General features: G+C 42.0%; 21 protein-coding genes. 8 read left to right on the top strand and 13 right to left on the bottom strand.

The features are described from left to right. Positions 1–97: 97 nt before the first annotated feature. Positions 98–229, bottom strand: a complete 132-nt coding sequence (locus H6G83_RS36035) for a hypothetical protein (RefSeq protein WP_277876404.1) — start codon at positions 227–229, stop codon at positions 98–100. Positions 230–420: 191 nt separating this feature from the next. Between H6G83_RS36035 and H6G83_RS23180 the strand changes: the two genes are divergently transcribed. Both H6G83_RS23180 and H6G83_RS23175 read left to right on the top strand, forming a co-directional pair. Then, a complete protein-coding gene (locus H6G83_RS23180) occupies positions 421–1,536 on the top strand; it encodes a ferrochelatase (RefSeq protein ID WP_190476324.1) in 1,116 nt (371 codons plus the stop codon). Next, positions 1,475–1,624, top strand: a complete 150-nt coding sequence (locus tag H6G83_RS23175) for a hypothetical protein (RefSeq protein ID WP_190476334.1) — start codon at positions 1,475–1,477, stop codon at positions 1,622–1,624. Before H6G83_RS23180 ends, H6G83_RS23175 begins: the two co-directional genes overlap by 62 nt. Here the strand turns inward: H6G83_RS23175 and ftsH are convergent, their stop codons facing one another. Continuing rightward, entirely contained in the window at positions 1,625–3,562 is a 1,938-nt protein-coding gene (gene ftsH, locus H6G83_RS23170) for an ATP-dependent zinc metalloprotease FtsH (RefSeq protein ID WP_190476323.1), read from the bottom strand. A 258-nt stretch (positions 3,563–3,820) separates the two neighbouring features. Between ftsH and H6G83_RS23165 the strand changes: the two genes are divergently transcribed. Then, the gene (locus H6G83_RS23165) at positions 3,821–4,012 is read left to right on the top strand and encodes a hypothetical protein (protein WP_190476322.1); all 192 of its coding nucleotides are present in this window, start codon (positions 3,821–3,823) and stop codon (positions 4,010–4,012) included. A gap of 78 nt (positions 4,013–4,090) precedes the next feature. Beyond that, positions 4,091–5,227, top strand: a complete 1,137-nt coding sequence (locus H6G83_RS23160) for an AI-2E family transporter (protein WP_190476321.1) — start codon at positions 4,091–4,093, stop codon at positions 5,225–5,227. A 79-nt stretch (positions 5,228–5,306) separates the two neighbouring features. Here H6G83_RS23160 and H6G83_RS23155 read toward each other — a convergent pair whose 3' ends face one another. Both H6G83_RS23155 and H6G83_RS23150 read right to left on the bottom strand, forming a co-directional pair. Then, positions 5,307–7,055, bottom strand: a complete 1,749-nt coding sequence (locus H6G83_RS23155; protein WP_190476320.1) for a pentapeptide repeat-containing protein — start codon at positions 7,053–7,055, stop codon at positions 5,307–5,309. 177 nt (positions 7,056–7,232) lie between these two features. Further along, positions 7,233–8,420 (bottom strand): RNA-guided endonuclease InsQ/TnpB family protein, encoded by a 1,188-nt coding sequence (locus H6G83_RS23150; protein WP_190476319.1) that lies wholly within the window; start codon positions 8,418–8,420, stop codon positions 7,233–7,235. A 215-nt stretch (positions 8,421–8,635) separates the two neighbouring features. Between H6G83_RS23150 and H6G83_RS36030 the strand changes: the two genes are divergently transcribed. Both H6G83_RS36030 and H6G83_RS23145 read left to right on the top strand, forming a co-directional pair. Next, positions 8,636–8,761, top strand: a complete 126-nt coding sequence (locus H6G83_RS36030) for a hypothetical protein (RefSeq protein WP_277876403.1) — start codon at positions 8,636–8,638, stop codon at positions 8,759–8,761. Positions 8,762–8,809: 48 nt separating this feature from the next. Next, positions 8,810–9,634 carry an alpha/beta fold hydrolase gene (locus H6G83_RS23145; protein ID WP_190476318.1) on the top strand — a complete coding sequence of 275 codons (825 nt, stop codon included), beginning with the start codon at positions 8,810–8,812 and terminating at the stop codon, positions 9,632–9,634. Positions 9,635–10,032: 398 nt separating this feature from the next. Here H6G83_RS23145 and H6G83_RS23140 read toward each other — a convergent pair whose 3' ends face one another. The 5 genes from H6G83_RS23140 to carA form a co-directional block, all read right to left on the bottom strand. Beyond that, the gene (locus H6G83_RS23140; protein ID WP_190476317.1) at positions 10,033–10,335 is read right to left on the bottom strand and encodes a DUF1816 domain-containing protein; all 303 of its coding nucleotides are present in this window, start codon (positions 10,333–10,335) and stop codon (positions 10,033–10,035) included. Positions 10,336–10,421: 86 nt separating this feature from the next. Then, positions 10,422–11,426, bottom strand: coding sequence for a 23S rRNA (guanosine(2251)-2'-O)-methyltransferase RlmB (gene rlmB / locus H6G83_RS23135; RefSeq protein ID WP_190476316.1), 1,005 nt, complete (start codon positions 11,424–11,426; stop codon positions 10,422–10,424). 91 nt (positions 11,427–11,517) lie between these two features. Next, positions 11,518–12,003 (bottom strand): Mini-ribonuclease 3, encoded by a 486-nt coding sequence (locus H6G83_RS23130; RefSeq protein WP_190476315.1) that lies wholly within the window; start codon positions 12,001–12,003, stop codon positions 11,518–11,520. 464 nt (positions 12,004–12,467) lie between these two features. Beyond that, positions 12,468–12,869 (bottom strand): STAS domain-containing protein, encoded by a 402-nt coding sequence (locus H6G83_RS23125; protein WP_190476314.1) that lies wholly within the window; start codon positions 12,867–12,869, stop codon positions 12,468–12,470. A 196-nt stretch (positions 12,870–13,065) separates the two neighbouring features. Then, the gene (gene carA / locus H6G83_RS23120) at positions 13,066–14,223 is read right to left on the bottom strand and encodes a glutamine-hydrolyzing carbamoyl-phosphate synthase small subunit (protein ID WP_190476313.1); all 1,158 of its coding nucleotides are present in this window, start codon (positions 14,221–14,223) and stop codon (positions 13,066–13,068) included. Between the two features lie 495 nt (positions 14,224–14,718). Between carA and H6G83_RS23115 the strand changes: the two genes are divergently transcribed. Continuing rightward, positions 14,719–15,774: a retropepsin-like aspartic protease family protein gene (locus H6G83_RS23115; RefSeq protein WP_190476312.1), complete on the top strand. Its 1,056-nt coding sequence runs from the start codon at positions 14,719–14,721 to the stop codon at positions 15,772–15,774. Here the strand turns inward: H6G83_RS23115 and trpD are convergent. From trpD to H6G83_RS23100, 3 genes are all read right to left on the bottom strand, one after another. Beyond that, positions 15,704–16,768, bottom strand: a complete 1,065-nt coding sequence (gene trpD / locus H6G83_RS23110) for an anthranilate phosphoribosyltransferase (protein ID WP_190476311.1) — start codon at positions 16,766–16,768, stop codon at positions 15,704–15,706. The genes H6G83_RS23115 and trpD overlap by 71 nt on opposite strands. Positions 16,769–16,829: 61 nt before the next feature. Next, on the bottom strand, positions 16,830–17,702 hold the full coding sequence (locus tag H6G83_RS23105) for a DNA adenine methylase (protein WP_190476310.1): 873 nt from the start codon (positions 17,700–17,702) through the stop codon (positions 16,830–16,832). Between the two features lie 15 nt (positions 17,703–17,717). Next, the gene (locus H6G83_RS23100) at positions 17,718–18,638 is read right to left on the bottom strand and encodes a hypothetical protein (RefSeq protein WP_190476309.1); all 921 of its coding nucleotides are present in this window, start codon (positions 18,636–18,638) and stop codon (positions 17,718–17,720) included. 94 nt (positions 18,639–18,732) lie between these two features. Between H6G83_RS23100 and H6G83_RS23095 the strand changes: the two genes are divergently transcribed. Further along, positions 18,733–19,455: a cytochrome b/b6 domain-containing protein gene (locus H6G83_RS23095; RefSeq protein ID WP_190476308.1), complete on the top strand. Its 723-nt coding sequence runs from the start codon at positions 18,733–18,735 to the stop codon at positions 19,453–19,455. Between the two features lie 77 nt (positions 19,456–19,532). Here the strand turns inward: H6G83_RS23095 and H6G83_RS23090 are convergent, their stop codons facing one another. Further along, entirely contained in the window at positions 19,533–20,627 is a 1,095-nt protein-coding gene (locus tag H6G83_RS23090) for a hypothetical protein (protein ID WP_190476307.1), read from the bottom strand. Between the last annotated feature and the right edge of the window lie 56 nt (positions 20,628–20,683).

The following is a 20,683-nucleotide window of genomic DNA, read 5'->3' as shown; positions in this document are numbered from 1 at the left end:
CAACAGTCCATAGTCAACAGTCCATAGTCAACAGTCCATAGTCAACAGTCCATAGTCAACAGTCCATAGTCAACAGTCCATAGTCAACAGTCCATAGTCAACAGTCCATAGTCAAAAGTTCTTCTCCCTCATCTCCCCCCACTCCCTCATCTCCCTCATCTCCCCCTGCTCCCCCTGCTCCTCTGCTCCTCTGCCCCTCTGCTCCCCTACTCACCACTTTCATCAGCATACATTGTTAAATATTTATCACTACTCGTGATGTAGTATTAACCGGAATGTGTCTTTTGGTATATTATTGTCACTTTTATGGTTATCCCACCCAGGGGGATATCATAATAATCTCATAGGTGAGCAAACAATCCGGCTATGCTGTAGCTACTGATTTTGCTTACCACACTGGTTTATATCGAGGAATTGCTTGTGGTAGCCACACCGGAAAAGCTACAAAATAATCAGGAACATTTATCAGGGCAAGACCGAGTAGCCGTTCTGCTCATGGGTTATGGTGAAGTGGAAAGCTACGAAGATTTTGCTAACTATAACGAACAGGCTCTCAATTTGTTAACAGCAAAGTTTGCACCTGTACCTACTTGGATTTATCCTCCTTTAGCAAAGCTGTTGGCGTTATTTGACCGTCATGAATGGGGACATCAGCACCACGATTTTATTTCCCCTCATAACGCCATCTTTGAAAAACAGCGTGCTGGTATTGAACAAAATTTACAAGCAAAATGGGGCGATCGCATCCAGGTTTTCAAAGCTTTTAACTTCTGCGCTCCCTTTTTACCTAAGCAAGTTTTGGCGGAAATCAAAAGCCAAGGTTTTGAGAAAATCTTAATTTACCCCCTGTTAGTGGTTGATTCCATCTTCACCAGTGGTATCGCCATTGAACAAGTTAACAATGCTCTAGCAGAAACGAATGATGCTGAAAGTCACTGGCTCAAGGCACTACGTTACATACCTTCATTCTACAACGAGCCAGAGTACGTTCATTTAATGGCTCATTTAGTTGAGGAGAAAATTAACGCTGATTTAGCCTCAGCCTATTTACCTTCTCAAATTGGTATTGTACTGATGAATCACGGCTGTCCCCACAAAGCCAAAGGTTTCACTTCTGGTATTACCGAAAGTCAAGCACTTTATGAGTTGGTACGCGAAGAGTTAATTAATAAGTATCCTCTGATTTCTGTAGGTTGGCTCAATCACGATACACCGCTAATTGAATGGACACAACCCAACGCTGAACAAGCCGCTAAGAACCTGATTCAATTAGGTGCAAAAGTGATCATATTTATGCCTATCGGTTTTGCTACAGAAAACCATGAAACTTTACTTGATGTACACCACATTATCCATGCTTTAGAGAAAAAGTATTCCAATGTGGATTATGTGCAGATGGCTTGTGTGAATGACCATCCAGAGTTTTTGGCTATGGCTGCTGAATGGGCAAATGCACAAATTGCCCAGTTACAAAATGAGCAAGCTGTGGCAATTAATCCACAATTATCGCTGCATCATCACCATCATCATCATTAAAGGTTTAGGGGCTGTTTGTCTCAAGGATACTAGCGAAAGGCGATCGCCCCCTCTAGAGCGATCGCCTACTCATTTGTATCTAAAATAGTTAAACTAGCAGTGTTTGCAGCAAGGGTTTATCTTCGGATATTTTACCTGTCCGCAACCATTCTTGTAGTTCTTCTGGGGCTTGAGCTTGGCTCAGGCGTTCCCGTAATAGCCCACCTTCGAGGATTTCTTTTTGCAAGAGTTCCTGTGCTGTCTCTTCCAATAACTCACGGTTATTTTGTAGAATACTCAAGGCGATGTGATGGGCATTATCGACAATTTGCTTCACTTCGCGGTCGATTTCTTCAGCTACTTTAGGGCTGATGGAACGGCGAGGATTACCGTAGCCTTCGAGGAATTGTTGTTGAATTTTCTCAAATGCTACAGGCCCTAACTTATCACTCATACCATATAAGGTGATATAGCGTTCAGCCAAGTCTGTGGCTTTTTGGATATCATCACTCGCGCCTGTAGAAACCTTACCGAAGACAATTTCTTCCGCCGAACGTCCACCTAATAGGGTAGCGATACGACCGCGTATTTCATCTTCAATCATCAAGAAGCGGTCTTCTTCCGGCATTTGAATTGTATATCCTAAAGCGCCCACACCACGGGGAACTACAGAGATTTTCTCAACTCTACCAGCACCGGGCATCAATGCACCGATAATCGCGTGACCGACTTCGTGATAAGCTACAGTCTTCTTCTCGGTTTCATTCAAGACACGAGAACGTTTTTCTAAACCAGCCACAACCCGTTCAATAGCTTCGTTAAAGTCAGCCATTACCACGGCTGGGCGATTTTGTCTAGCTGCTAAAAGTGCAGCTTCGTTGACAAGGTTAGCTAAATCTGCACCAGCGAAACCTGGGGTTTTGATGGCGATGTTAGCTAAATCGACATCATCAGCCAATTTTACATTTCTGGCGTGGACTTTGAGAATGGCTTCCCGACCAATTTTATCAGGGCGGTCAACTACTACCTGACGGTCAAAGCGACCGGGACGACGCAAAGCGGGGTCAAGCACTTCGGGACGGTTGGTGGCGGCGATGATAATTACACCTGTATTAGCATCAAAGCCGTCCATTTCTGTGAGTAACTGGTTGAGGGTTTGTTCCCGTTCATCGTTACCACCGACAAAACCACCAGCACCACCACGTGATTTACCTAGCGCGTCTAACTCATCGATGAAGACGATACAGGGGGCTTGTTTTTTGGCTTGTTCAAACAAGTCACGCACACGCGCCGCACCTACACCCACGAATAATTCGATAAATTCGGAGCCAGAGATACTAAAGAATGGTACACCAGCTTCGCCGGCGATCGCCTTGGCTAACAATGTTTTACCAGTCCCTGGAGGCCCTACCAACAACACACCTTTCGGAATTTTTGCGCCCAAATTTGTGTATTTAGTCGCATTTTTCAAGAAATCAACGATTTCTTCCAACTCCGCCTTAGCTTCATCCACCCCAGCCACATCGGGGAATTTTACCCCAGTGCTACCTTCTGAGTAAATCCGAGCTTTGCTTTTACCTACAGTCAATGCAGCCGGGCCGCCACCTTGACGATTAATTAGGAAAGCCCAAATACCAAAGAAAATCAAGGGAGGTGCAACCCAACTTAATAAAGTCCCGATCCAACCGTTTTGGTCTGGTGGCGGTGCGGCAAACTCTACGTTATTGTCGCGGAGAATTTTCGGTAAGTCTAAATCAATTGCTACTGGTGTGGTAGCAAATACCTGCTCGACAATTTTACCATCGGGGGCTTGAGTTTTGATAGAGTATTGAATGCGATCGCCACCTACAATCGCCTTATCTACTTTCCCAGCCTGTACTTGAGCGATAAAGTCACTGTAGGGAACCTGCGGTAAGCGAGGCCCTAAAAAACTCGGAACAATAAAATTAAGCAGTAACAGTAAAGTCAGCAGAATCAAAAAACTGCCACCAAACTGACGCAACCTCGGCGGTTTAATTGAATTTTTTTTATCAGTTTCAACAGGCATTTTGATGTAACCTCAAAATAATCAGTTATCAGTTATCAGTTATCAGTTATCAGTTGACAGTTGACAGGTGACAGTTGTTCTCCTCTGCTCCTCTGCTCCTCTGCTCCCATGCTCTTCTGCTGTTCCCTGTAACCTGTAACCTGTCCCCAATCCCTAACTTGATAAAGTTTTGTGTACTCTTAGGTTTATTGTAGATATTTGGGACTGGAAGCTCAAATTAGTGGATACCCTTCCGAAAATGTGTATTGCCGTACCTATATGGAAAATCAGCTAAGTTTTGTTGTGAAATTGCTTATAATGTCGGCTTTTGTGTCAGTTTTGATTAAATATGCTGGGCCGCTTTGGCCTCTGCCAGCGACTGATACCAATGCGCTGATTTTAGTTTTGTCGCCTACTGTGATTATGGCGATCGCACTTTTATGGCGATTCCAAACACAAAAACAAAATTAACTAAATCAAGCAGGCAAAATTGCTAAAATCAGCCTGGAATGTGTGTTATTTGCATCACCAACAGCTGGGAGTCAGCCTGTGAACCTTGGTCAATGGATCGGCTTAATCGCTTTAGTTCTGTCTTTATATGTATTGTGGCAAATTCGGGAAGTGCTGTTGCTGATGTTTGCCGCAGTTGTTTTAGCCGCCACCTTAAATCGGTTGGCAAAAGTCTTTCAACGTTACGGGATGAAACGTGGCTTCGCTGTTTTGCTAGCTGTAGCCATCTTTTTCATCGGTGTTATCGGTTTTTTCTGGCTGATTGTACCACCATTTGCCCAACAATTTAACGAACTTACCTATCGAGTTCCTCTAGGGTTTGAGCGTTTTAATACTTGGCTTGATGAACTAAGAACACGCATTCCTCAACAGTTAGTTACTTATATACCAGATATTAACAGCCTGATCCAACAAGCACAGCCCTTTATTAATCGTGTTTTAGGTAGTTCTTTTGCCTTTGTTTCCGGCTCATTAGAAGTTTTAGTTAAAGTTTTATTGGTACTAGTTTTAACAGGAATGTTATTAGCTAACCCTATCGCTTACCGCAAGGTATTTGTGCGGTTATTCCCTTCATTTTATCGCAGGCGGGTAGACGGAATTTTAGATAAGTGCGAAGTCTCTTTGGGGGGATGGGTAACAGGCGCTTTTATTGCGATGGGTGTAGTAGGACTGATGAGTGTAGTTGGCTTATCATTTTTGGGTGTAAAAGCTGCGTTGGCTTTAGGAGTTTTAGCGGGATTTTTGAATCTGATACCCAATTTAGGCCCCACTATGAGTGTTGTTCCCGCAATGGCGATCGCACTTTTAGATAGTCCATTAAAATCTGTGCTTGTATTAGCTCTCTACTTCTTCATCCAACAGGCGGAGAGCAATTTTATCACACCCTATGTTATGGCACAACAAGTTTCATTACTTCCAGCCGTGACGCTAATCTCTCAGTTATTTTTTGTGACCTTCTTCGGTTTTTTAGGATTATTCTTGGCATTACCTCTCACTGTTGTTGCCAAAATTTGGGTACAAGAAGTATTAATCAAAGATATTTTAGACCAGTGGGGACATGAACACCCAAATGAGTCTGAATTAGTCATAGTTTCTGACCATTCTCAAGCAGATGATCCTTGGGATGATGACTCACATCATGATTCAAGTGATGATACTGTGGTTCAGGAAGATTAGTTAGTGGAGCGATCGCTGATTGTTTTTATGATAGGCGATCGCTCTTGCTAAAACTACTCAACTCACAACCTAGCCATATTTACTCGTGAGTCGTGCCATCTGGCATAATAGCACCAGCCAACTTTGCATTTTCTAAGTTAGCGCCATTAATATTTGCATCTTTTAGGTTGGCTTTTTCTAATTTAGCATAACTTAAGTTTGCTCCACGTAAATCGGCTGAACTTAAGTTAGCACCAGTCATTTGAAGTGATTGAAGAGAAGTACCACACAGGTTTGCTTGGCTTAGATTTGCTCCACTAAAGTTACCACTAATACTTACACCTACTAAATTAACACCACTAAGGTTAGCACCATTAAAATTCCCACTCAAATGTGTATTTTTTAGATTTGCTTGAACTAATTCTGCGGCTGTAAAGTTAGTGCTTCCTAAGTTTGCTTGCATTAAGTTTGCTCTATTAAGCCTAGCGGCAGTTAGGTTAGCATGACAGAGATTTGCTTCAATTAATTTTGCTCCATTCATATTAACTTGGATTAGTTTTGCACCGTTCAAATTAGCTTTAGAAAGATTTGCTTCAATCAAGTTAGCTTCACTTAAATCTGCACCTGATAGATTTGTTGATTCGATATTTGCATAGTTTAGGTTTGCTCCAGTTAGGTTTACTTGACTTAAATCAGCACCTGCTAAGTTAGCATTTGCAAGCGTTACACCTGGAGATATTAAATAGGCATTATCTGTAGGAACAAAATCTTTAGGTAAGATTGTTGTATGATTGTAAATAGCTTGGTCAAAATTTGCGTCTTGAAAATTTGCACCTTCAAAATTTGCCTCTAACAAGTTAGCATTACAAAGAATAGCATTGCTTAATTCGGCTCCAACTAGCTTGGCTTTTCTCAAGTTAGTACCGCTTAAGTTAGCATCATTTAACTTAGCACCACTCAGGTTTATTTGATAAATATAGGCATCACTGAGATTTGCTTTCTTTAGAGTTGCATTTTCTAGATTTACTGAATTGAGTTTAATATTGTGTAAGTTGGCATTATCTAAATTAGCTTCGCTCAAATTTGTGCTAGATAAATTTGCATCACTTAAATCTGCTCTCTTTAAATTTGCACCATTTAGGTTGTCAGAATTTAAATAAGTGCGGCTGAGGTTTGCTCCAGTCAAGTTTGCTTTACTGAAATTAACTCTGCTGAAAGTTTTACCACTCAAATCGATTCCAGCTAAATTCAAGCTGGAAAAATCTCTTTCCCCTGCTTCATAACGTCTCAAAAATTCTTCAGCATCAAGCGGTATATCCTGACTTTCTTCCTCTGCTGCATAACTTCTATTTACCAACCACATTATTCTTTCAATTTGAAACTCAAAGTTACTAAAAGCTGTGCTAGGTTTTGTCTCTTCTTCAACCTGCTCATCTTCCTCAGTAACTGAAATTTCGGTATTTTCAACAATAGTTGGTACTTCTACGGATAATTGCTGAATTTGCTGCTGATCAACTCTCTCAAAAAAACGCTTGACAATTTCCGCGTCATCAATATTACTCTGCTCTACTACTATTTCCTGATTATCTTGATTAGCTAAATCTTTGTCTAAAGGCGAGATATTTATATGCTGTTGTAACTCAGAAACTTGTGCAGTTAATTGTGCGATCGCCTCATGCACACTTTGAATATCTTGCAACTCCGTTCTATGATTAAATTGCTGTTTTAAGTCATCAAAATATTTTTTCAACCAAGCAATATTTTGTCTACGAAGATTTTGCTCCTTTTCTAGCTGTTCCACCCTAGCCACTAAAGCAGCTACATCTATTTCGGAATTAGTAATACTCATAAAAATTCTTTACTAACTGTCACATATATATAAGTTGCCCAAAGCAAGACGCAGACTATCAGCGACAACTGCTAAACTAAAAGCAACTACAAGACAGCAGCAAATGGTTTCCAGAGTTGGAATTACTGACACAAGTGACATACTCACGCTTCCTGAGTACAGGTAAGCGTGAGCTTCTCAGAGACTCTTCAATGAAGACATTATCTGAGCTTTTAAGGCGTGTGTCCCACGCGCTTTTATATTCAAACTTGCATTTAGATCCCTGCACAAACTGACCTTACAATTAGGGCAATTGTGCGTTCTTTCTGATAGTGGCTTTATTACCTTAGTACCACAATTAGAACATTCCTGGCTGGTGCCGTTTGGGTTTACAGCAATAACTTTCAGTCCAGCGTTCTCGGCTTTGACGGTAAGTATCGAAATAAATTGTCCCCAACCAGCATCGTTTACACTTTTAGCAAGTCGTGACTTAGCCAGTCCTTTGATATTCAGTTTTTCTACGGCGATAACATCATAATTTTTGAGTAAGTTATTAGCAGACTTGAAATGAAAATCTTTACGGGTATCCGCTACTTTTTTATGTTGAATACCTAGCTTTCTAATAGCTTTTTTACGACGATTAGAACCTTTTTTGCGTCTTGATACCCTTCTGTGCGCTGACTTTAATTTTCGTTCAGACTTGCGAAGATACCTTGGTGCAGCAATTCTAGTATTATCAGAGGCAACATAGAAATCTATCAGACCAACATCAATCCCGACAATATTGTTAGTGTCAAAATCCGGTTTGACTGTCGGCACAGTTTTATCTTCTAAGCTCAGGGTTACATAGTATCCATCAGCTTTTTTGGTAACAGCTACAGTTTTAATGTCAAACCCTTCCGGTATTTGACGGTGGACGATTACTTTTACAGCACCTATTCTTGACAATATTATTTTATCGTTTTGAAAATGCTCCTTTTTGAATTGTGGATATGTAAAAGTTTTATACTGCCCTTTACCTTTGAATCTAGGCTTGCCGCTACGTTTACCATTAGCGTCACCTTTTAACCAACGGTCAAAAGCTATCTCAACTTTTTTAGGGACTTCTTGTAGAGCTTGAGAATGAATGCTTTTGTACCAAGGACGGTCTTTTTTAAGTTGGGTTAGCGTTGCTTGTTGACTAAACCTATTAGGCCTATCTTTCAACTCTGGAATATGGCAAACAACGAGTGAACATCTATCTATAGAGCATCTATTTTGCTCATACCAGTCAAACCTTTGAGCAAGCTGATAATTATACTGGCATCGCAGCATATCTAATGTTTTATCAATATGCAACGCTTGTTCCTTCGTTGGTTTTAATCGGTACTGATAGGATGTTCTCACTTGCTCGACTAATTAAGTGTTACCTTTTTAGTATACACGCAAGAATCACCCACAGAATCAACGTAAAAATTTGTTCGGTTCCTCCATGTTCTCTTCCCTAATTTCGCTTACGCTCAATATGAGTCAGAGAACTGTCGTCAACTCACACGCATTCATCCCACGCTCATTCGAGTGAGACGTGGGACTTCTGCTGAAATTAGTTAAAAGCTTGAACGATGTACAAACTCGCTGTAACTTACATAAAGCAGATAGCGATCGCTTTTTTTTGCGAATGGGTTGAAAACTTACCCGCACTCAACAAACAATTACTTACAGGTATCTATAACCCAACACAAGACTAGGGATTTTAAGCTATTGACTATTGACCAATGACCAATAACCAATGACTAATGACTAAACTCAACTTTTACATTCAAGGTCAAGGTTTCCCCATATTAGGATTACATGGTCATCCTGGTAGTGGTCGGAGTCTTTCTGTATTTACCAACCATCTATCAAAACGCTACCAAACCATTGCTCCTGATTTACGTGGATATGGCAAAAGTCGCTTTCGTAGCGATTTTACAATGCAGGATCATTTGAGTGACCTGGAAACCCTATTAGACCGCTTACAAATCGAAAAATGCTTAGTATTAGGATGGTCGCTGGGTGGAATTTTGGCGATGGAGTTAGCCTTGCGCCTCCCGCAACGTATCACAGGTATGATTTTGGTGGCGACAGCAGCTAGACCGCGCGGAAATCATCCGCCGATTTCTTGGCAAGATAATCTTTACACTGGTGTTGCCGGGTTACTCAATTATATTAAACCGAGTTGGCGCTGGAATATTGAAACCTTTGGTAAGCGATCGCTGTTTCGTTACCTCATCCAGCAACACACACCCACAGCTTATAATTACATTGCCCAAGAAGCCGTCCCAGCCTATTTGCAAACCTCTACATTTGCTACCCGCGCCCTGAACAGCGCCCTACGTTTAGGGTACAACCGTCTCACTGACCTTGAGCAAATTCCCTGTCCTAGTTTGGTGCTTGCTGGCGCTGAAGATAGACACATTACCGCCGCTTCCAGTTTGGAAACAGCGCAACACCTCAAACTTAGCCAATGGCAATGCTACCCCAATACCGCCCATCTGTTCCCCTGGGAAATACCCCAACAGGTACTAAGCGATATCGACTTGTGGTTAGCAAATAATCCTCAAGTTGTTAGTAGTCAATAGTCCAGAGTCCAGAGTCCAAAGTCCAAAGTCCACAGTCACATCAAATAACTAATGACTAATGACTATCAACTAATGACTGTTGTTAGTAGTCAATAGTCCAGAGTCCATAGTCCACAGTCCACAGCCAAATCAAATAACTAATGACTATTGACTATTGACTATTGACTATCGACTAATGACTGTTGTTAGTAGTCAATAGTCCAGAGTCCATAGTCCACAGTCCACAGTCACATCAAATAACTAATGACTATTGACTAATGACTATCAACTAATGACTCTTGTTAGTAGTCAATAGTCCAGAGTCCAGAGTCCAGAGTCCACAGTCAACAGCCCACAGTCACATCAAATAACTAATGACTAATGACTATTGACTAATGACTATTGACTAATTGCCTAACTTACATCTGACCGCTAAAGGCAGGCTTTACTTTGCGGTCAAAACGTTCCCCCAGGTCATCAGCAATTGTCAAATTCTCTGGCTTGCAGCGCTTCACGTTGACACATATTCCTTGCGCTCCTTCGTTTTCTAAATCCTCTACATAGCCTTTGATAGCTAGCTTGGCCTCAGCAGAACTCAGAAACGGGCCGAAATAGTATGTGCAGCGAGGGTTTTGAGTGGTAATTTCCACCCACCAAGCCAAGCCAAATGAATTGAAAGTATTAATTGCAGTTTCCTTCAGGTTTTGCCAAATTGTTGTCATGGTTGTCGCCAATTGATCAAAGTGGTACTGAATCTTTAACAACAGATTTGTTGTTACATTTCTTTATACTCTTTTACTGATAATTTTCATAGAGGTTTTGGTAATTTATCTAAGTACAAAGTATTGAGGGATCGTTGGCGGAAAATCTCATAAAGCGCCATTCCTGCGGCAACTGAGGCATTCAGGCTAGGGGTCTTACCCATCAGGGGAATTGATACCAAAACATCACATGAGCGCTGAGTTAGCATACTCAAACCTTCCCCTTCCGAACCGATGACCAAAACTATCGGCCCCCGAAAGCTGACTGTGTGCAGAGGCTCACTAGCGCCAGCCGCAGTCCCATAAATCCAAAAGCCTGCTTCTTTCAACTCTTCTAATGCACGACTGAGGTTAACTACTCTAGCTACAGGAAAGTTTTCTAAAGCGCCTGCTGCTACTTTCACAACGGTAGAAGTGATCCCTGATGCCCTTCTTTGGGGAATGACCAACCCTTGAGCGCCAATTGCTTCGGCTGTGCGAATAATTGCACCCAAGTTGTGAGGGTCTGTGATTCCGTCAGCTACGACAATTACGGGATCAGTAGTAGACTTAGCTTGTGCAATTAGTTCATATAACTCAATATATGAGTAAGGTGCAATCTGTGCAGCTATACCTTGGTGATTAGCTTGGTTAGTGATTTGGTCTAAGCGTCTGGGTTCTACTTCGTCAATGACTGTGCCATTTTCCTTGGCTTGCAGAATCAAATTATGAAATCGGGGATCGTAACGTAAGCGGGGAGTTACCCAGATGCGATTGAGTCCGCGCTGACTTTCCAATGCACTCAACACTGGATGACGACCATAGATAACATCGCTATCTTCTTGTGGTTTGGCAACTGGTGCTTTAGCAACTGGTGCTGAATCAGAAAATTTGCGTTGGGGACGTGGGGGACGTGGCTTACTGGAAGCCGAAGAATTGCTTTCCCCTGGTCGAGAACTGCGAATAGGATTTGCTAGGACTCGCTTACCTTTGAGTTTAATTGGTTGGACGTTAATTGGTTGGACGCGATTCGCTTGGCTAGCGGTCTTGATTTTTTTCGGTTTGTTAGTCATAAAATTTTGACGCATGGCGCATGGGTAGACAGTCCGATTCCTGAATGTACGGAACCTCAACGTAAAAATTTTCCGAGCGAGGAAATCTTATTTATTCTTCTTTCTCTAGAGAGATTTTCTGTAAAAGTTCGGTTAAACGTGGGAAATCGGTCAGATAAAGATAGCCAATTAAAGCCTCAAGACTAGTGGCTTGTTGATATATTTCGGGATCAACCCGCTTAGGGCGACCTGTGGCAGCATTACGGCCTCGGCGGACAATTTCTAATTCACTTGCCTTGAGGTAAGGAGTCAGCGATCGCAAATGTAGCGCCTGTGTTTCTGCTCTTACTTGTGCTACTACTAATCGATGGTAAGCATCTGATCGTCTTAGTGGTAGCAGATAAAACATTCTAACATACAGTTCATAAATTGCATCCCCCACATAAGCCAAAGCCGCAGGGGAAATTTGCTGCAATTGTGTCTGGGAAATATTTGAGATTAATGGCGCAGTAGTTGCCAAGAGTGCTTGATTCCAAGATGAATCCAGCTTCAGGTCTTCACCTTGTTTATCTAATAAATCTTCCTCCTGGGACTTCACAAATTCATCATTCCTTGGCTAGGTATTCTTGAAAGCAAAAGTTAAAAGTTTTGGATACCTAATTTTAGTAGTTTTTTATTAATTTCCAACGATATCTCTATTGTCTTTATACTTTACTATATTTTCTACGCATCTATCGAAGGTTAGAGATTAGGGGCAGGTGATAGGTGACAGGTGATAGGTGATAGGTGATAGCTGATAGGTGATAGCTGATAGGTGATAGGTGATAGGTGATAGGTGATAGGTGATATTCATTACTTTCTCCCATCTCCCCCCACTCCCTCATCTCCCCGTTCCTCTCCTGAGAGGGGCTAGGGGTGGGTTACTCCAGGTTGGTGAGCGAAGTCGAACCACATCTCCCCCCACTCCCTCATCTCCTTCTACTCCCCAGTCCCCAGCCCCCAGTCCCTCCCATAAATTAAGCTATACCGAAAAATCTCGGAATAGCTTAATTTCTCTATAGATCAAGCACCCTTAATGTTTTCTACAGCTGCGTCAACCGTGGATTGCAGTGAGAGGAACTTCTCTAGGCGAACGAGCTTGACCGTTTGTGTGACTCGTGCATTGGTGACAATTTGCAAGGTTCCTGTGGCATTTTGCGCTTGCTTGGCTAGCTGCACCAGAGCGCCCAAGCCGGAACTGTCAACAAAGTCAATTTGCGAAAGATCCAGAATAATATGCTTCGGGCCTTCATCAATTTTGCCGCCAAGTACCTTGCGAAACGTCGGCTCAGAAAAGGCATCTAACAGACCTGTGAGGCGGAATAGCTGATAGTGATCGCGGGTTTCACGAGTCCCTCTCAGGCTTACGGTTAGATTTAGTGGTTCAGCAATAATTCCCTCCTCGTCGTTATAGTAAACGCTCAAGTATAGATGGTTTTTAGGCTTGTTGTCTACAACCTGCTGGGGTATGGGGTATGGGGAGAGGGGAAAGGGGGAAAGGGGGAAGGGGGAAAGGGTTATTTAGATTAAATTCTAATCTAAAATTCCCATAGACTAGTCTGTTCTTCCTTCCTTCTTCCCAGTCCCCAGTCCCCAGTCCCCAGTCCCCAGTACCCAGTCCCTAAACCCTAGCCCCTTGTTTTGCAGCTCGCATTTCTTGGACAAACTGAGCAAACAAGTAATCAGCATCATGAGGGCCTGGGCTGGCTTCTGGGTGATACTGTACTGAGAATACAGGTAGGGATTTGTGGCGTAAACCGGCGACTGTGCGATCGTTGAGGTTGAGGTGGCTGATTTCTACAGCCGCTTCAGGTAAGGAATCTGGGTCGATCGCAAAGCTGTGGTTTTGGCTGGTAATTTCTACCCTTTGTTGTAAACCCGCAGGTTGATTTAAACCTCGATGCCCAAATTTCAGCTTAAAAGTTTCTGCTCCCAACGCATGACCCAAAATTTGGTGTCCCATACAAATACCAAACATGGGTTTTTGGCTTTCAAGCAAGGCTTTGGCTGTGGTAATTCCTTCTGTTACCGCCGACGGGTCGCCGGGGCCGTTAGAGAGGAAAATACCATCTGGATTGTATTTGAGGATTTCTTCTGGTGGTGTATCGGCAGGTACAACAATAACTCGGCAACCATAGCTGGCTAAACGGCGCAAAATATTACGTTTCACGCCAAAATCTAGAGCTACAACTGTCAAGGATTCCTGATTATTTACCCTAGCTTCTGGATTAAACTCCCAAATCGAGGTTGTGGGATCTGACCATTCGTAAACTTGGGAGGTGGTGACTTCGCGGACTAGATTTAAGCCGCTCATACTGGGGGCGGCTTGTACCTGTTCTAGCAACTCTGCCTCATCTAAAATTTCTGTGGAAATACCGCCATTCATGGCTCCGTACATCCGAATTTTGCGGGTGAGGGCGCGGGTATCTATACCAAAGATGCCAGGGATTTGATGCTGTTTGAGGTAGTCGGGTAAGGATTGTGTCGATCGCCAGTTACTAGGTTTATAACAAACATTGCGGGCGATCGCACCTCGCACTTGCGGGCGTGCTGATTCTTCGTCTTCGGGGTTAACGCCTGTATTTCCCAATTCGGGATAGGTGAACAGGACAATTTGACCGCAGTAACTGGGATCGGTCAACACTTCTTGATATCCAGTCATACCAGTGTTGAACACAACTTCGCCAATAGTGGTTCCCGTCGCACCGAAAGACCAACCACGGTAAGCAGTTCCATCTGCTAAGACAAGGAGAGCGGGTATTGCGTCAGACAAGGGCATAAGCGATAAATTGGGGAAGGGGGGAGGGGGAAGGGGAAAGGGGGAAAGGGGAAGGGGGAAAGACTATATCCTGTGCTTCCATACTTCCTCTGCTCTTGTGCTTTTTCCTAGTATCCTGGGGCTAGTCCCCAGTCCCTATGATACTGCGACTGTTAATTATCCCATGAGTTTGTGAATTAGACGTTCGCCAGTCAATTAATTAAAACTTAAAATCAAGATAGTTGAATTATGAGATAGTGCCACAACTACGAGCGAATAAGATAAGGGAGCAGAACAACAGAGGTAAGTTTAATAGTTCTTATTTCCCCTTTCCCCCTTCCCCTTTACCCTTTACCCTTTACCCCTTCCCCCTTCCCCCTTTACCCTTTACCCTTTACCCTTTACCCCTTCCCCCTTTACCCTTTACCCTTTACCCTTTACCCCTTCCCCCTTCCCCTTTCCCCTCCCCCCTCCCCAAATTTAAATGCCTTCGCTGAAACAGGTAAGATGGAGATTATGCTTCAGCCTTTTTTATCCCGCGCCATCCTGATTTGTATATCTGGTACTTTAGCTGTTTTGACTGTTGCTTGTAGCGAAGGCAATCAAAAAACGGCTATTCTTCGCAATCAGCAGTCTGTGGTAACTGAGGATTTGCCAGTATCAGTCCCTGATGAACCGCAAGCAGCACCAACTATTCCCGCCTCGGCAGATGTGCCACCATCACAAATGGAACCGGGTTCTTTTGAGATGGGGTTAGATAAGGCTGCTGGTGCTGTGAGTATTAGCCAATCGGCGCAATCGTCTGATGATTGGTATTTGGTGGCTAGTCAATACCATGATGCGATCGCTCTGATGAAACAGGTCGATCAACAAAGTCCTGAGTTTGCGTTCGCCCAAACTAAAATTTCTGAGTATCAGCGTCAGATTAGGTACGCTGTTCGTCAAGCTAACGCTGTCGCTCGTCCCTTACCAAATTTTTCAACTTCCCAAAGGGTGGCGATTGCTACACCCCAACCAGATCCTGCACCCCAGTATGTGATCCCTGTACCGCCACCCAATAGCACAAATTTGGCTACAGATCAAGTGGATGTTCCCATATCGGCAGCGCTGACTTCTGAACAAGAGGTTTTTGTCGCCCCGATAAAAAGGAGGATTGGGGGTACGCCAATTGTGGGTGTGACTTTCAATGGTCAGCAGCAATTTGACATGATTGTGGATACTGGGGCTAGTGGGACTGTGATTACTCAACAGATGGCGAATGCTTTGAGGGTTGTCACCATCGGTAAAGCTAAGGCTAACACTGCTAGTTCCAAGGGTGTAGAATTTCCCATCGGTTATGTAGATTCGATGGCAGTGGGAGGAGTGGTAGTAAATAGAGTACCAGTTGCGATCGCTGGCGCGGAACTCGAAACCGGGCTTTTAGGACATGACTTTTTTGGTAATTATGATGTCACCATCAAGCGCAACGTCGTAGAGTTCCGCCGTCAATCACACTCAGACGTTAACTCCCCAAAAATTGTACCAGTTCCTCCAGCTTCTTCCAGGCGCTACCAGTCTGTAGGATCTCCTTAGCCACAGTCACACCTTGGGCATGGTCTAATAAGGGGACTACACCAGCCACCTGTAGCGCCAATGCAGCATTCAGAGCTACAGCATCTTGTTGTGCTTGAGTTCCCTTTCCTTGTAATACGTCTTTGAGAATCTGGGCATTTTCCTGCACATCCCCACCCCGCAGTGCGCCAATAGGCGCGGGTGTCACACCGACCTCTTGAGGATTGATAGTAGTTAACTGTAACTCACCATCAGATAACACAGCTACATCAGTTAAATCACCCAAACCAGCCTCATCCAGTCTTTCTCGCCCATGTACAACGATCGCCTTTTGCTTGCCTAAATTGTCCAAAGCCTGGGCAACAGTTGTCAAAAGTTTGGGAGTAAATAACCCCACCACTTGCCCAGTAGGACGCAAAGGATTCACCAAAGGCCCCAGCAAATTAAACACCGTGCGAATTCTTAAAGTCCGCCGCAAACTAGCCACCGCCTTGAGTGCAGGATGCCAACCAGGGGCAAACAAAAATGTGATCCCGACTTCTTGTAATGCGGCTTGTACCTTGTCGCTAGAAGCACTCAAGTTAACTCCCAACGCTTCCAAAACATCAGCGCTACCTGTGAGACTCGAAGCCGAACGATTACCATGTTTAGCAACAGGTACACCATAAGCCGCCGCCACAAACGCCACGGCTGTAGAAATGTTAAATGTTGATGACCCATCGCCACCAGTGCCACAAGTATCTATTATGGGGATTGGGGACTGGGGATTGGGGATTAGGGTAGCAGTCCCTTTGGATTGAGATTGTAAGACTTCCGCCATACCAGTCAACTCATCGGCAGAAACGCCTTTAAAGTTGAGTGCGGTTAAAATTGCTCCTGATAACTCTGGGGGGACGGCTTCACTTAGCCAGCCTTGCATCAATTCAGCAGCTTGTGTCCGGGTTAAAGATTCACCATCTATTAGTTGTTGCAGAAGTAGATACCAGCTTGTGGAATCTTGGGTAGAAGTTGTCATAGCTTATTGTGTAATTAGAGGCATGGCAGTTATCCTACCGAAAAATTGACCCTCATCAAAGTTAGGTCAAAATATCAAGTTCCAACTGTAAAGTCTGTTGATGATTTACCTTATTATTTTTTTGTGTAATTTCATAGTTGGTAATGAATAACTCTTTTCCCTTTGCCGCTTTGCTTTGTTTATAGTTGTTCATACCATATTGCAATTCCCATTCATAGATATGAGCTAAGGCAAAATTAGCTCGAATTTCCGGTGAGTCATCATAAGTGATTAACCAGGGATAGGAACATTGTTGTAATAACTCTGCAAATCTTTGATGTTCAAAAGAAGTGTGTAAATCACCATCTCTACCATATAATTTAGATTTTTTTGCAATAAAATATGGTGGATCTAAAAATAAAAATACATTTCTGCCTTCTGTATTTAATAATTGACTGTAATCCAAGTTAGTTATTTTTATATCTTCTGTTAATATACTTTCTAGCTTCTCTAATCTTTCTATGGATGAATAGGTAAATCGTTTATGAAATGCTTCCTCTGAGTAACCCCCTGATTCTACCGTACCAGAAAAAGTAATTCTGTTGAGTACGAAAAATCTTACGGCTCTGTCGAAATCAGATAAGCTTTCTACATCAAGACTGGTCAATTCTGAAAACAGTAGTTTTCCGTCTAGATATTTATCTTTAATACGACGTATTTCATCAACCATTGGAGATAATTTTGACTGAGCATATCTCCAAAATAAAAATAATTCAGTGTTTAAATCATTAATCCAAATTTTCAAGTTTGGATATTTTTGCTTTAAATAAATAAATACAGAACCACCGCCTACAAATGGTTCTCGATACTCATCAAAGCTTTGCGGTAAATATTCTATTATTTGCTTGATTGCTCTTGATTTACCGCCTGGATAACGAAGTGGGCTTTTGATCATAATTCAAAAAAACGTTTACGAGTTTCCAGATATTTCTATTTTCAGTTTATTATTATTTTGAGCTTCTAATGCTAATTTTCTAATGATATTTTTCTGATTACTACTAAAAGTATTAGTGTTGACCGTTATAAAATTCTCTATTTCTTTTGATGAAGCTTCTGGAAAGACAATAGAGCTTGTAACATTTTTACCAGTTAGTTTTAATTTAGGAACAAATGATACTGGTTTTTCATTAAGGGTTAAAGAGTCTAAATTAGAAAATAGAATTAGTTTAAATAAGCCATCCTGAATATCATGTAGCTTAGGCAATGAACTTTTTGAAGTATTTTTTGATTCTTGTATAATGTATCTACCATTCTCAACTAATATTTCATCAGGCGTTAAATAATAAATCCCTCCTAAATAGTTTTCAATACTAAAAGTTGCCTTTAAGCCATCTACTAAATATTCTAACTTGTGAGAAGTAATAGCTTCTCTCTTACTGGCACTTAAAGAATTTTTTAAGGATATATTTTTAAATTCTTCAAATTCATTGGTAATTTTTTGTAAATATTTATTCATGCCTAGCCTTGAGTGAATTTTCACACCTGTCCTTTGAGAGATAGAATCATAGGAATCTAAGGCAGTTTCAAAAATTTTAATAAATCTTTCCTCAAATAAACTTTTATTCCAATGTAAAGCGCTTTGTTTATATGCCAGTATCTCTTCAATTTGAGAATTTACAAATAGATTGTCAAACTTTTGACTACCTAATTTATCATTATTTACTTGTTTTGTCTTTTTACTCTTGTCTGCTGTAGGCGACTTAATTAATCCATAGCTGTTAGCTGTATTAATATTAAAATTATCAAGACTATTTTCTTTTAAATTATCATTCAAGTAAGTTCGATAAATCAAGTTTTTAATAAATCCTGTAAAATTGAGAACTTGTGACATTGTTTTTAATTTTTATGACTATATCAATAACATTTAAGCTTAAAGTCTCATTTTCTGTTAAAAACATTTAATAAAAGCTACCAAACTTATAACTATGTCTCGTTCAGCCCCTGATCAGCCGTTGTGGTTAAAGATTCTTCATGGCGTGAGTTTAATTTTAGCGATCGCCGCCATCATCACAGGCTTTCTAGTTTACAATACCTTTGATGGTAGATTCGGTAAGTTACCTGTCCCCCGCATTGGCGAGATTATCGACATCCACGGCACATTTGCCGTCTTTTTCTTTTTTATCTTGCCAGTATTCGCCCTCTACAGCTTTCATGCAGGCAATAAACGGCTTTTACAACAAGATTCTTTACAGAACTTAACTCAGGTAGGTAGACCAATTTGGTGGGTGAGTCTGCAAAGAATTGCTAATACACTCATGCTGCTGGCTTCTGTTTTAGCTGTGTTGTCTGGCAGAATGATGAAAGAGGAATGGTTGCCAACAGGAGAGTTAAATCATGCTTGGTACTACCTGCATTTGATTGGTTGGTTGGTGCTGGTTAGCTGTTTGGCAATTCACCTTTTAATGTCTAGTAAAGTGGGTGGTGTCCCATTGTTACTTTCTATATTTTCGTGGAAAGTGCGTCCAGATGATAGCCCTAGTCAATGGTCTAGGCGTTTGCAGAATTGGTGGAGGAATTTATCGGCTAATTTTGGGGGAGTAATTAATCATTTCATGCAGAATAATTTTCCTCTGAAAGTTGTTGAGGTAATTGTGGTAGGGGGAATTTTGGTGGCGTTGATTTTGCCTTTATTTGTTGGTGGTGAATAGTGATATTTTGTTTTTAAACGCGGAGAGACTTGGAGAGGTTATGAGGGAGCTAGAATGAGTTAAATAGGAGAATTTTTCTAACGTGATGAGCGAAAGATGACACGACCGGGGATTTCTTCTTGGTTAATGCGTGCGTAGACTCGCAAACAGGTTAAAACTTCGCCAGGAACACCGCCAGAGTCTAGTTGTAGGTCGTCTTTGGTGAAGGCGCAAATGTCGGCGTATAACCCTGTTAATTGGCGAATGCGTATATCATAACCTGCTTTTATTGCTTTATCGGCTACTTTTTTGAGGGCGCGTCTTGATTCTTGTTGTAAATTACCCCACCACGAATAGCGTTCCGATGGTGGTACAAATACTAAGGAATTGATTGCTTCATCTATGTCTATCCAAGCGCGTAAAGTTGATAAGGGGTCTGCACTTTCTTCGGCTTTTTTTGTGCGTTGGAAACGGTCTATTAAGGTTTCAATGTATTGATTTTGTTGCTCTGGTTGGGAATGTAAGGAGACAACATCGAAACTGAAAACGCTTTTGAGTGCGTGATGTAAGTCTGGTTCTATTTCTAGAAATTTACTCCATAAAAGTAAAAAACTAGCTAATAAATGTAATTCTTCAGAAGCATGATTGGGAATAATATTATTTTGAAAAAATTCTTTTTGTGATAAGCATAAACCTTGGGCGTTGACACTACCACGTAAGCCAGGATAGATAATTTCATTGCGAATAAAAGGTAGATGATAGAGATATTCATTATCTTCTACAGCGCCCATTTCTTGGGCAAAATCTAAAGCACGTTGTCGCCAAACTTGCGCTAAATCTTCGGGAAGTCTTAATAATTTACGGTGGATTTCGTTCCATAAGTCGCCATCTGTTTGGCTTTGTAATGGTGAGTCTCCCAAGTATAAGATTAGTTCTGGGTCGGAATCAAATGCTTCGCGGAGATAATTTAGCTTCAACTCATCAGATGGTTGGATAAAGTTTAATTCTTGTGTTTCATCTTGTAGGAGATTTTGCAGTTCTTGCAGCAGTTGTTCGCATACCTTCGCGCCTGGGTCTTGCGGTAATTCGGCTTGGGCTTGTTTGAGGGATGCTTCCATTCCATGCAGGCTAAACCGCAATAGCCTGGCTAATTCTGAGTTTTTTGTTGCTAGTAGCTGTCGTATATGCTGCATGGGACTGGGGACTGGAAGGGACTGGGGAGTGGGGGGAGATGTAGCTTGCTTCTCTG

The sequence above is a fragment of the Anabaena azotica FACHB-119 genome (assembly GCF_014697625.1).
In the GTDB taxonomy this organism is placed as follows: domain Bacteria; phylum Cyanobacteriota; class Cyanobacteriia; order Cyanobacteriales; family Nostocaceae; genus Trichormus; species Trichormus azoticus_A.
Note: the sequence above shows the minus strand (reverse complement) of the source record. Positions and strands in the feature narration are given on the sequence as shown.

Bases quoted from the DNA above. Each gene is read 5' to 3' on its own strand.
- H6G83_RS36035 (WP_277876404.1), bottom strand. From the start codon at position 229: ATGCTGATGAAAGTGGTGAGTAGGGGAGCAGAGGGGCAGAGGAGCAGA.
- H6G83_RS23175 (WP_190476334.1), top strand. From the start codon at position 1,475: ATGAGCAAGCTGTGGCAATTAATCCACAATTATCGCTGCATCATCACC.
- ftsH (WP_190476323.1), bottom strand. From the start codon at position 3,562: ATGCCTGTTGAAACTGATAAAAAAAATTCAATTAAACCGCCGAGGTTG.
- H6G83_RS23165 (WP_190476322.1), top strand. From the start codon at position 3,821: ATGGAAAATCAGCTAAGTTTTGTTGTGAAATTGCTTATAATGTCGGCT.
- H6G83_RS23155 (WP_190476320.1), bottom strand. From the start codon at position 7,055: ATGAGTATTACTAATTCCGAAATAGATGTAGCTGCTTTAGTGGCTAGG.
- H6G83_RS36030 (WP_277876403.1), top strand. From the start codon at position 8,636: ATGTACAAACTCGCTGTAACTTACATAAAGCAGATAGCGATCGCTTTT.
- H6G83_RS23145 (WP_190476318.1), top strand. From the start codon at position 8,810: ATGACTAAACTCAACTTTTACATTCAAGGTCAAGGTTTCCCCATATTA.
- H6G83_RS23140 (WP_190476317.1), bottom strand. From the start codon at position 10,335: ATGACAACAATTTGGCAAAACCTGAAGGAAACTGCAATTAATACTTTC.
- rlmB (WP_190476316.1), bottom strand. From the start codon at position 11,426: ATGACTAACAAACCGAAAAAAATCAAGACCGCTAGCCAAGCGAATCGC.
- carA (WP_190476313.1), bottom strand. From the start codon at position 14,223: ATGCCCTTGTCTGACGCAATACCCGCTCTCCTTGTCTTAGCAGATGGA.
- H6G83_RS23115 (WP_190476312.1), top strand. From the start codon at position 14,719: ATGCTTCAGCCTTTTTTATCCCGCGCCATCCTGATTTGTATATCTGGT.
- trpD (WP_190476311.1), bottom strand. From the start codon at position 16,768: ATGACAACTTCTACCCAAGATTCCACAAGCTGGTATCTACTTCTGCAA.
- H6G83_RS23105 (WP_190476310.1), bottom strand. From the start codon at position 17,702: ATGATCAAAAGCCCACTTCGTTATCCAGGCGGTAAATCAAGAGCAATC.
- H6G83_RS23100 (WP_190476309.1), bottom strand. From the start codon at position 18,638: ATGTCACAAGTTCTCAATTTTACAGGATTTATTAAAAACTTGATTTAT.
- H6G83_RS23095 (WP_190476308.1), top strand. From the start codon at position 18,733: ATGTCTCGTTCAGCCCCTGATCAGCCGTTGTGGTTAAAGATTCTTCAT.
- H6G83_RS23090 (WP_190476307.1), bottom strand. From the start codon at position 20,627: ATGCAGCATATACGACAGCTACTAGCAACAAAAAACTCAGAATTAGCC.